Genomic DNA, 423 nt, shown 5'->3' on the forward strand with positions numbered 1-423 from the left:
GGTCACACCAGCTTTTTAAGAGCAACTTCAAAGGCAGTCTTACTGATATTTGTTTTGCTACTGTTATTACTGAAGGCATTTTGGATAGCATTTCTAATGGTGATGGAAGTATCATTAAAGATCGCTTCATCTGTCATTTGTACCCTGCGCTCCATGAAGTAGGCAAAAACCCTTGCCATTCCGCAGTTAGCAATAAAATCGGGGATCACACTAATGCGTTCATCTGTGTATTCCATGATAGGACCAAAGAAAATTTCTTTATCGGCAAATGGCACATTGGCACCACTGGAGATCACTTCCAGGCCGGAAGCTACCATTTTATCAACCTGTTCTCTTGTGATCAATCGGGAAGCCGCACAAGGTGCAAAGATCTCCGCTTCAAGAGACCAGATGCGTTCATTGATCTCTTCAAAAGAGAGCATG

Annotated in this window: 1 pseudogene; it reads right to left on the bottom strand. The window is 42.8% G+C overall.

Annotated features, from left to right (window positions below):
- Positions 1-2 precede the first annotated feature (2 nt).
- Positions 3-423 (bottom strand): annotated as a pseudogene (locus HC175_RS19240) (amino acid dehydrogenase); the annotation flags it as partial.

The sequence above is a fragment of the Salinimicrobium oceani genome, assembly GCF_012037645.1.